The 10,220-nt window shown below is 68.1% G+C and carries 8 protein-coding genes; 4 read left to right on the top strand and 4 right to left on the bottom strand.

From position 1 onward, the window contains the following. Positions 1-238: 238 nt before the first annotated feature. Positions 239-1,105: an AraC family transcriptional regulator gene (locus tag I8J29_RS32900; RefSeq protein ID WP_208851486.1), complete on the bottom strand. Its 867-nt coding sequence runs from the start codon at positions 1,103-1,105 to the stop codon at positions 239-241. A gap of 454 nt (positions 1,106-1,559) precedes the next feature. Here I8J29_RS32900 and I8J29_RS32895 point away from each other — a divergent pair, with 454 nt between their 5' ends. Beyond that, the gene (locus I8J29_RS32895) at positions 1,560-2,333 is read left to right on the top strand and encodes a GT-D fold domain-containing glycosyltransferase (RefSeq protein WP_208851485.1); all 774 of its coding nucleotides are present in this window, start codon (positions 1,560-1,562) and stop codon (positions 2,331-2,333) included. Between the two features lie 136 nt (positions 2,334-2,469). Here I8J29_RS32895 and I8J29_RS32890 read toward each other — a convergent pair whose 3' ends face one another. Next, positions 2,470-3,795, bottom strand: a complete 1,326-nt coding sequence (locus tag I8J29_RS32890) for a nucleotide sugar dehydrogenase (protein ID WP_208851484.1) — start codon at positions 3,793-3,795, stop codon at positions 2,470-2,472. 86 nt (positions 3,796-3,881) lie between these two features. On the opposite strand from I8J29_RS32890, the gene I8J29_RS32885 reads away from it, so the two are divergent. After that, the gene (locus I8J29_RS32885) at positions 3,882-4,022 is read left to right on the top strand and encodes a hypothetical protein (protein WP_208851483.1); all 141 of its coding nucleotides are present in this window, start codon (positions 3,882-3,884) and stop codon (positions 4,020-4,022) included. After that, complete coding sequence (locus I8J29_RS32880; RefSeq protein ID WP_208851482.1) at positions 4,019-6,595, top strand: winged helix-turn-helix domain-containing protein; 2,577 nt, start codon at positions 4,019-4,021, stop codon at positions 6,593-6,595. The genes I8J29_RS32885 and I8J29_RS32880 overlap by 4 nt, the downstream gene beginning before the upstream one ends. 569 nt (positions 6,596-7,164) lie before the next feature. On the opposite strand, the gene I8J29_RS32875 is transcribed toward I8J29_RS32880, so the two are convergent. Continuing rightward, a complete protein-coding gene (locus I8J29_RS32875; RefSeq protein ID WP_208851481.1) occupies positions 7,165-7,950 on the bottom strand; it encodes an SDR family oxidoreductase in 786 nt (261 codons plus the stop codon). Positions 7,951-8,143: 193 nt separating this feature from the next. Here I8J29_RS32875 and I8J29_RS32870 point away from each other — a divergent pair, with 193 nt between their 5' ends. After that, positions 8,144-9,163: a glycoside hydrolase family protein gene (locus I8J29_RS32870; protein WP_208851480.1), complete on the top strand. Its 1,020-nt coding sequence runs from the start codon at positions 8,144-8,146 to the stop codon at positions 9,161-9,163. A 381-nt stretch (positions 9,164-9,544) separates the two neighbouring features. Here the strand turns inward: I8J29_RS32870 and sdaAA are convergent. Next, positions 9,545-10,220, bottom strand: a 676-nt coding sequence (gene sdaAA, locus I8J29_RS32865; RefSeq protein ID WP_208851479.1) for an L-serine ammonia-lyase, iron-sulfur-dependent, subunit alpha, incomplete at its 5' end; no start/stop codon positions are given.

Here is a 10,220-nt window from a genome sequence, read left to right as displayed (position 1 = left end):
CCCCCCCCCCCCCCCCCCCCCCCCCCCCCCCCCCCCCCCCCCCCCCCCCCCCCCCCCCCCCCCCCCCCCCCCCCCCCCCCCCCCCCCCCCCCCCCCCCCCCCCCCCCCCCCCCCCCCCCCCCCCCCTCTCCCCAGCCAGAGGCCGGCTTCCGCGATGACCCGGCGACTGGAGTTCAAGCGTGTGCCCTTCCGATCCCGCAGCTTCGGCGCCCGCAAGCGGCGCCGCTTTCGGGCGCCGTCAGCCCGGCTCGCCTTTGCGGTACGCCCGCGGCGACATGCCGTTCTTTCGCTTGAACAGCGCGTTGAAGTACGCGATGTCCTGGTAGCCGACGGCCGCGGCGATGTCGCTGATCTTGCGGTCCGTCGTGCGCAGCAGCCGGCAGGCTTCCCGGATGCGGACGTTCTGGTGATACGCCTTGAGCGGCATGCCGGCCTGCTTCGCGAACAGCCGGTGGAACTGGCGCTCCCCGATGCCGGCGATGGCGGCGAGCTCCCGGGCCGTCAGTTCCTGGTCGAAGCGGCCGTGGATCGTCTCGAGGACCGTCTCGAAGCGCGTCGACGCGACGGCGGTCCCGGATTCGCCGCCTTGGCGGGCATCCAGCCGGAACAGGCAGAGCAGCAGCGCGAGCACGCCTTGGTGAAGCGACGCCTCCCGGCCGGGCTGGTCCGTCAAGTATTCGTAATGCAGCCGCTGAATGAGCCGGTAAAACTCGCCGTACGGGTCCCGAAACCGGCGGCAGCCGCCGGACGCCAGAAGCGGCAGCAGCGCCTCTCCGCCGGGCACCGCTTCGGCGAGCCGGCGCGCGGCTTCCGGCGCGATGACGCAATTGTAGACGACGAGCGGATGCTTGGGCGCGGCGGTCGAAGGCCGGAAGACGTGCGAGATGCCGACCGGCAGGAAGAAAATATCCCCGTGCGCCACCGGAAACGTCTCCGCGCCGACATGGTGCGTACCCGCTCCTTCGCCGACATAGCTGATCTCCAGAAAATCGTGCCGGTGCTCCGTCAGCTGAAACGTCTCGACGGCGCGGTTGACGAAGATCGGAAGCGCGGGATCGAACAAGTCCTTGCCGAGCATCTGCCTAATCGGGCGCGTAATCGCCATCGTCCTGAACCTCCTGTCCTGAAGTCGCGTTCCTGCGCATAAAGCCGTGCCCCATGAATGTCGTTCATGATCTGCTTGACCGGCCTGAACTCTGTATAAACGTCAGGTACCCTTGCTATGGCGGTCGCGGGTTCCTCCTGCATGAGCGTCGGGTTTCCCCTGCATAAAAGTCGCGTTTGCCCGAATCCTGGATTGGTATCATCTTATACCGGATGCGGGTTGGAGACAAGCGGCGCCGCTTCGCGCAGCCAATTAAACAAACCCCGGGGACGGCCTCGCAAGAAGGCGTCGTTCGGGGTTTGTTCATAGGCGTCCAAGCGATTCGCTACCCCAATACGGCGGCGAACATTTTTCCTTCCCGGCTGGACGATGACCCATCCGGAGCGGCGGCGGCCCACGTATACTGAGGTGGCCGGCCAATCGGGCCGCAACGCAACGGAAAAGAGGGAGTGCCATGGCCATAGGCGTTCGTTTGACGATCGACCAGACGTTGTCCCGCATCGGGCGCGCGCTCAAGAACAAGCGGCCGCTGTCCCTGGTTCGGGTCGGAGACGGCGAAAATATCGTGCTGGCCCAGTCTTCCGTATGGACGCAGCGCCGGGTCATGCGGGAGCAGTGGGCGATCCAGGCCAAGAAAGGCCGGAAAGGCATCCCGTTTCCGAGCCTGAAGCTGAGGGATCAGGTGGCGGACGCCATTCGCCGCGCCGACATCGTCGGCGTATTGCCGCCCGGCGACCGCATGATCAACGCGCCCGCGTATTTGAAGCGGCCGTTGACGAACCAAGTCTTCCTGCACTTCGGGTTAGCGCCGCAGGTGACCTGCCACGCCTGCTTCAATCGGATCGCGGTCCGCAAGGCGCGCTTCCGGCGCATCCTCCGGGGCAAGCGCATCCTCGTCGTCACCGCCAAACCGGGTGAAGTCAAGGCGCAGTTGGAGCGAAAGCCGTACCGGCTGCGGGTGACCGCGACGATTCCGTTCTCCCACTATCGGCAGCTGGGACGGACCATGAGGCGGGTGAGGGCGCTGAGGAGCCGCTTCGACATCGCCCTGATCTCGTGCGGCATCAGCGCCGTCCTGCTGGCTCCGCGCATCGCGGACGCGACCGGCAAGGTCGCCGTCGATTTCGGCAAGGCGCCGAAGAAGATGCGGGGAACCCGGCGCGGACGGAGACGAAACAAGAATCGGAAGCGAAGACGGAACCGCGGGCAGGGCAGGAAGAAGAGCTAGTACGACGATACGGCAAGAGACGAATTCCGTTAGACCTTCCCGATGCGGGAGCGGCGAAGCGCGGCGTCTCCGGCGGCGGACGCGGCAAGGATCGCTGCCGGGACGAAGCCGTATCGACGCCGGGCTTGCGACCGGATCAGGTCGGCGTGCCGTCGCCCAGCGTCACGAGCTTCGCGCCGGCCCGCACGGCGCGGATCCGGCTGCGCGTGTCGAACACGAACCGGGCGTGCCCGGCGATGAGCGCCTCCGGCAGCGCGGCGTGATCGACCAGGATCAGCACGCAGTCCGCGGCCGCGAGCTCCTCCGCCGTGACGGGCACGCCGTTCATCGTCGTATCGTCCGCGAGGCGCAGCGACGGGACGTACGGGTCGTGGTAGCGGACGTCCGCGCCGCCATGGCGCAGCGCCTCGATGATCGCGAGCGACGGGGATTCCCGGACGTCGGGCACGTCCCGCTTGTAAGTGACCCCGTAGACGAGGACGCGCGCGCCGGATAACGGCTTGCCCGCGGGCAGGTGCGCCTGCACCCGCCCGACGATGTAAGCCGGCATCGCGTCGTTCACTGCCTGCGACAGCGCGATGAACCGGCTCTCCGTTCCGGCCTGCGCCGCCTTCCATTGCAAATAGAGCGGATCGACCGGGATGCAGTGCCCGCCGATGCCGGGACCGGGGTAGAACGGGCTGAACCCGTACGGCTTCGTGGCCGCCGCCCGAATGACGTCCCAGACGTTCAGGTTCAGCGCGTCGCAGAGCTGCGCGAATTCGTTAATGAACGAGATGTTGACGAGCCGGTACGCGTTCTCGAGCAGCTTCGCGGTCTCCGCGATTTCCATCGAGGATACGGCCACCAGCCGCTCGAAGACGTGGCCGTACAAGTCGCGGATCCGCTCGAGGCAGCGCGCGGTGGCGCCGCTGATCACTTTGGGCACGGCGCGGAGCGGATAGGCGTCGTTGCCGGGATCGACGCGCTCCGGCGAATAAGCCAGGAAGAAATCGGTGCCGGCCCGAAGGCCGCTTTGTTCCAATATCGGCCGGACGACGTCGTTCGTCGTACCGGGGTAGGTGGAGCTTTCGATGACGATCAGTTGGCCCGGCCGCAGCACGGGGGCGAGCCGGCTCGCGGCGTCGGTCAAAAAGCCGAGGTCCGGGGCATTGTCGGGAGATAACGGGGTAGGGACGCAGACGATGACCGCGCCGGCCGAAGACGCTTCGGCATAATCCGTCGCGGCCGCCAGTTTCCCGCCGCCCGCCGCCTGTCCGAGCTCATCGTCCGCGATGTCCCGGATGTAGCTTTTCCCCGCGCGAATCGCGCCGATCTTCCGTTGGTCCGTATCGATGCCCACGACGTCGAATCCCTGCCGCGCGAACGCGACCGCCAGCGGCAGGCCGACGAAGCCGAGACCGACGACGGCGACCTTCCCTGCCGCGTAGCCCGCCGGGTGCGTATGAATCTCCTTGCTCATGCTGGACTTCCCTCCTTGACGGACGAACTTGCCGTTCTCTATTAAAATATTAAAAGGGCGCGGCAGACGTGAGAGGCCCGTGCCGGGTGCCGGGAATCTATTTTGCGCGCGCCGCCGGAGCCGGCGGAGAGGCGGACGGCGGCGGAATCTTGTTGTTTTTTGGCGAAATTTGCGAGAAAATGGACGAAAACGGCCTGCTTGCTGCTGAAACGACGGAGGTACCATGAGCACATTAATCGACCGGACGCTGCTGAAAACAAAGATGCGCGCGCCCCACGCGAGGGACGGCGCCGTGCAGCGGGAACGGCTGCACCGCCTGTTGGACGCGGGGCTGGCGGGACGGCTGACGGCCGTATGCGCGCCCGCGGGCTACGGCAAGACGACGCTGCTCGCCGCCTGGACGCGCGGCCTGGGGCATCCCGCCGCCTGGCTGTCGCTGGACGAGCTGGACAACGACCCGGGGCGGTTCTGGCGCTACGCCGTCCACGCGCTGGACGAGGTCCTGCCGGAAGGCTCGCTGCCGCGGAGCATCCCGCTTGCGAAGGCGCTGCCGAGCGTCTCGGCCGCGACCTTCCTCGACTGCCTGATCAACGAGCTGTTCGCCGTCGCGGCGCCCGTCACGCTCGTGCTCGACGATTATCACGCGGTCGCGAACGACGAGATCCATCGCGGCTTGGCCTATCTGCTCGACTATTTGCCGCCGCATGCGCATCTGCTGATCGCGAGCCGCGCCGAGCTGCCTTTTCCGACGGGGAAATGGACGGCGCGGCAGGAACGCGCGAACGTGTCGGTGCCGGAGCTGCGGTTCACGATGGACGAGCTCGAGGCGTACGGCTCGGGCATGGCGGACGTGCCGCTGTCGGAGCGGCAGCTGGACCGGCTCTTGGACCGGACGGAAGGCTGGATCGCCGGGCTGCAGCTCGCGTTTATCTCGCTGCGGACGCAGGGCAACCGGGAGAAATTCATCGCGGATTTTCAGGGGCATAACCGGAACGTCGCGGAATTTCTGTTCGAGGAGGCGTTCGGCCATCTGCCCGCGGACATCCGCGCGTTCCTGCTCGCGACGTCGGTGCTGGACCGGATGAACGCCGAAGCCGCGAACGCGGTGACGGCGCGGCCTGACGGGCGCGAGATGCTGGCCAGGCTGAACGCGCTGCAGCTCTTCCTCATTCCGCTGGACGAACGGGGCGAATGGTTCCGGTACCATCAGCTGTTCGCGACCTTTCTCCGGGGGCTGCTGAAGCGGGACGATCCGGCGGGCTGGCTGCTGGCGAACCGGAAGGCGAGCGAAAGCTGCGCCGCGCTCGGCCTGCTCGGCGAAGCGATCGACCACGCGATCGCGGCGGGGGACTTCGCGCTGACGCGCGCGCTGCTCGAGCGGCACGTCGCGACGGTGTTCCGGCAGGGCGAGCTGGCCACGCTGCTGCGCTGGTTCGGCAGTCTGCCGGCCGACGCGGCGTGGCCGGCGGACATGCGGCTGCTGTACGCGCTCATCCTGGCCATTACCGGGCAGGCGGACCTTGCCGAGGGCCAGCTCGCGGCCGTGAAGGGGCAGCTCGCCGGCATCGGGGACGAAACGGAACGCCGGGCCGTTCGGAGCGGGATGTTGTTCGTGGAGTCGAACGTGATTTTCTTCGGCGGCCGGTTCGAGCGGTGGCAGTCGTTCGCGGAGGGGGCGTCGGCCGACATGCTCCCGGACAGCCGGATTTTCTACGACGTGAACTATAATCTGACGGAGCCGCTCGTGAGACGGACGACGCTGGGGCTGAAGGGGCTGCTGAATCCGCATACCGAAGCGGTCGGGCTCGGGTTTCTGCGCGTGCTGGAGACGCACGGCTGGCAGGAGACGTTCATCGGCCTCTACGTGCGGCAGTCGCTGGCCGAAGGGTATTACGAATGGAACCGGCTGGAGGACAGCCGGGCGTATGCCCGCGGTCTCGAGGCGGCCGCGCGCCGGATCGGCCTTCCGGGCCTGTACGTGCCGCTGGCGATTACGCGGGCGCGCCTGCTGCTCGCGGACCGGCAGCCGCGGCTGGCGCACGAGGCGATCGACCTCGCCATGGAAGCGGCGGAGACGCACGAGGAGCCGCAGTGGCTGTCCGGCCTGCGCGCGGCCAAGGCGCGGGTCTATCTGGCGGAGGACCGGCCGGCGGACGCCAAGAAGGCGCTCGCGCCGCTCGGCTTGTCGGAGAAGGACAAGCCGGCCTTCAACCGCGAGTACGAATACGCGACGCTGGCGCGGCTGCTGCTGCGGCAGCGGAAATACTCGGCCGCGATCCGGCTGCTGGCGTGGCTGAAGCCGCAGGCCGAGCGCGAGGGGCTGCTCTCGAGCCTCGCGGAGCTCGCGCTGCTGCTGGCGCTGGCCGAGCACGGGCGGGGCCGGCGCGCGGACGGGTTCGCCGCCCTGCGGGAGGCGCTGGCGGTCGGCGAAGCGAACGGCTACGTCCGGAGCTTCGCGGACGAGGGCTTGGCCGCGGCGGAGCTGCTGCAGGCATACGCGGCGCAGGCGGGGCAGCCGCACGGCGCGTACGCCGCGCGGCTGCTGGCGGCGTTCCCGGCGGCGGCTCCCGCGGAGGCGAAGCCGGCCGGGCTGGTCGAGCCGCTGCTCGAGAGCGAGCTCGCGCTCATGGACCTGGTTCGCCGCGGGGCGTCGAACCGGGAGATCGCCGGCGAGCTGGCGCTGTCCCTCGGGACGGTGAAGGTGTACCTGTCCCGCGTGTACGGCAAGCTCGGCGTCTCCTCGCGGACGCAGGCGCTGAACCGGGCGGAGCAGCTGGGGCTGCTGGAGGACCGGGGATAGCGCAAGGGTTGCGCGGGGAGCGGAGGCGGTGATGGGCCGGCGGCCGAGCTCCCGGGCCGGCCGGCTTGGACCATTGCCGAACGCGATCGGCTTGCAGCTGGGCTGCGGCGGACCGGCGCGGCTCGGGCCGGCGTCGGCCGCAGCGTTACGGCCGAGATTGGCGGACGGGAGAGCCGCTATTTGGGCCATATCGCGCCTTTTCCGGATTTCGCGGCCACAGGAGCCGTTATTGGCCCGCGGAGGCGGGAAAAATCGGGCGGCAGCGGCCAATAGCGGAACGTGTGTCCGAATCATTGGGCTAATCGCCCGAATCGCACGACATAGCGGCTCCTGTGTCCGCGAACAAGCGAGGCGCCACGAAAAAAGCCAAGAAATCGGGGGATTTCTTGGCTTTTTCGTGCGATTATTGCGCGAGGCGAAGCAGCATGCGGTACTGGCCGCCACCCGCGCCACCCGCGCCGTCCGCCGACGGCGCTCCGGCGGCACGCGATGCGTGAGCGCCCCTCGCGCGGCACGCGCCTCTCACGCGGCACGCGGCGCATCAGCCGCCACCCAGCGCGCGATCCCGCCTACACGCCGCGCACCAGCCCGCCGTCGACCATGAGGCTCTGGCCGGTGACGTAGCTGTTCGCCGGCGAGGCCAGAAACGCGACGTAGCGGGCGAATTCGTCCGGCTCGCCGTAGCGGCCGACGGGGATTTCCCGTTCGGACGCCGCTCGCCGGTCCTCGTAGGAGACGCCTTCGGCGGACGCGCGGGACTCGTCCAGCGAGCGGACGCGGTCCGTCGCGATGCGGCCCGGCGCGACCGTGTTGACGAGAATGCCGCGGGGCGCCAGCTCGTCGGCGAGCGTTTTGAGCAAGCCCTGCACGCCGAGCCGCAGCGAGTTGCTGAGCACGAGGCCCGGGATCGGCTGACGGATCGCCGTCGAGGAGACGTAGACGATCCGGCCGCCCTCCGCCGGCAGATGCGGCAGCGCGAGACGGATCAGCCGGACGACGCTCATCAGGTTCGTTTGGAACGCCGTTTCCCACTGCTCGTCCGTGATTGCTTCGAACGGTCCGGGCGGCGGGCCGCCGGCGTTGCACACGAGCCCGTCGATCCGGCCGAAGCGCGCCGCCGCCGCCGCGATCAGCGCTTCGACGTCCGCCGCCGAGGACACGTCGGCGCGCACGGCCAGCACTTCGCCGCCGGAAGCCGACCGGATCTCGGCCGCCGCCTGCTCGATCGTCTCCGCGTGCCGTCCGCAGATGACGACGTTCGCGCCTTCCTGCGACAGCCGCTGCGCGGACGCCTTGCCCAACCCTTTGCTGGCCGCCGTCACGACGACCGTCCGTCCTTTCAATGCCAAATCCATCGATACTACCTCCTTGGTATGGGTCTAGCCAATCGTTACCTCTAGCATGCAATAGTTGAACCCCTTTGTCGAGCCGGTGGACGGGAACGGCGCTTCCGCGGAGCAGTGGAAGCATGCAAAAGAAGGGTTGTAAGCGCTTTTGCCGAATGTATGGGGAAGCGGCACAACCGCGTTAAGGGGGCGAAACGTTAACATGACGAACGAAGGATTCGACCGGTATTTAACGCCGTATAAATGGGACCGACCGGTGCTGACGGGCTCCGGCGCGCCGGGGGCGTACGACGAGCTGGCGGTGGACTGCCCGTTCGTGTTCGAGCATGGGGGCCGGTTCTACATGATGCACGTCGGCTTCAACGGCACCGGGTACCAGACGGCGCTGGCGGTCAGCGATAATTTGACGGACTGGACGCCTTACGGCGTGATTTTGAAGCGCGGCGAAGGCAACGGCTGGGACAGCCGCAACACGGCGGGCTGCTGGCTGCTGCGCGAGAACGGCCTCGAAGGCCCGGCCAAGCTGAAAAAATGGGACGGCCGCTACTGGCTCGTCTACCACACCTACCCGGAGGACGGCTACGAGGCCGGACCGGGCCGCATCGGGCTCGCGTGGACGGAGGATGAAACGCTGCTGCGCTGGAACCGCCTGCCGGAGCCGGTTCTCGTGCCGGAGGACGGCGCCGAATGGGAGCGCGGCGGGTTGTACAAGGAAAGCCTGGTGGAGCACGAAGGGACGTTCTACCTGTTCTACAACGCGAAAAACCGCGCCGCGGAAGGCGAGCCGTGGATCGAGCAGACCGGGTACGCCGTCTCCAAGAACCTGACGGACTGGACGCGGCCCGCCGCCAATCCGGTGCTTCGGGTGACCGGGAACCGGTGGGATTCGCGGTTCGTCAGCGATCCGTTCGTGGTGCGGGACGGAAACCGTTGGGTCATGTTCTTCTTCGGCTTCGACGGGCGGCATGCGCAGGAAGGCATCGCGTTTTCGGACGATTTGACCGTTTGGACGAAGGTCGAAGAGCCGATCCTCCGCCACGGAAGCGAAGGAGCGCTCGACGAGATTCATGCCCATAAGCCTTCCGTTCTCCTGCACGACGGCGTGCTGTATCACTTCTATTGCGCGTGCCGGCCGCACCGCGAGGGCGACCCGACGGTGAACTTCGGCAGCGAGTTCCGGACGATCGGCCTCGCGACGTCGCGGCCGATCGCGAAGGGATAACAGGGACGGCGAGCCGAAACGGGTTCCGCGGCCTTCGCGCGGTGCGGTGCTCATCGATGCTCGAAAGCGCACCGGGAGCAAGGCGTCGGAACGGGTTCCGCGGCTTTCGCGCGAGACGCGGTGCTCCGACGCTTGAAGGCGCACCGGGAGCATGGCGTCGGAATGGGTTCCCGCACCGTGGGTACCGCGTTGGAGCATACTCGGAAACTGCGCTTGAGCGGTGCGCCCCCAAGCCGGCCACAGAACCGTACGTGTCCCGCAAAGCCGACCGATCCGCATTCCCGGCTCGCCGCCGGGCGCAGCCGGCTTTCAACGTCGAACAGGCATGGCCCGGCTTCGGGCCATGCCTGTTTAGCCGCGTTCGAATAGCGGCGCCGACGATCATTTCTTCTTGCTTAACTCCTCCATGATCCGCTTCCCCGTCGGCGTCTGCGCGAGTCCGCCGCGCGCGGTTTCCCGGAGCGCGTCCGGCATGGCCGTGCCGACCTCGAGCATGACCTGCACGACTTCGTCGGAGGGGATGACGCTGCGCACGCCGGCGAGCGCCATGTCCGCGGCGGCGAGCGCGGTGACGGCGCCGAAGCCGTTGCGCACGATGCAGGGCACCTCCACCAGGCCGCCGACGGGGTCGCAGACGAGGCCGAGGGCGTTTTTGAGCGCGAGGCCGACCGCGTGGACGGCCTGCGAAGGCTTCGCGCCGCGCACGTCCGCCAGCGCGCCGGCGGCCATGCCGATCGCGGAGCCGACCTCGGCTTGGCAGCCGCCTTCGGCGCCCGAGACGAACGAGTTGTTGGCGATGACGTAGCCGATGGCGCCCGCGGCGAACAAGCCGTACGTCATCGTCTCGTCGCTCCAGCCGAACCGTTCCTGGCAGCTGACGAACACGCCGGGAATGATGCCGCAGGAGCCGGCGGTCGGCGTCGCGACGATGCGGCCCATCAGGAACACGAAGACGATCGCCGCGGCCGGCAGGATGACCGACCATTGGAAGATGGAAATGACGGAATGCGCGAATTCGTTCAGCAGCTTGTTCGCGATATCGGCCGGCAGCCCCATC

This window comes from Paenibacillus artemisiicola (genome assembly GCF_017652985.1).
GTDB lineage: Bacteria > Bacillota > Bacilli > Paenibacillales > Paenibacillaceae > Paenibacillus_Z > Paenibacillus_Z artemisiicola.
This window is presented reverse-complemented; position numbering and strand designations above follow the sequence as displayed.

What these genes read in the sequence shown, in the direction of transcription:
- I8J29_RS32890 (WP_208851484.1), bottom strand. Translation starts at nt 3,795, where the DNA reads ATGAGCAAGGAGATTCATACGCACCCGGCGGGCTACGCGGCAGGGAAG.
- I8J29_RS32880 (WP_208851482.1), top strand. Translation starts at nt 4,019, where the DNA reads ATGAGCACATTAATCGACCGGACGCTGCTGAAAACAAAGATGCGCGCG.
- I8J29_RS32875 (WP_208851481.1), bottom strand. Translation starts at nt 7,950, where the DNA reads ATGGATTTGGCATTGAAAGGACGGACGGTCGTCGTGACGGCGGCCAGC.
- I8J29_RS32895 (WP_208851485.1), top strand. Translation starts at nt 1,560, where the DNA reads ATGGCCATAGGCGTTCGTTTGACGATCGACCAGACGTTGTCCCGCATC.
- I8J29_RS32900 (WP_208851486.1), bottom strand. Translation starts at nt 1,105, where the DNA reads ATGGCGATTACGCGCCCGATTAGGCAGATGCTCGGCAAGGACTTGTTC.
- I8J29_RS32870 (WP_208851480.1), top strand. Translation starts at nt 8,144, where the DNA reads ATGACGAACGAAGGATTCGACCGGTATTTAACGCCGTATAAATGGGAC.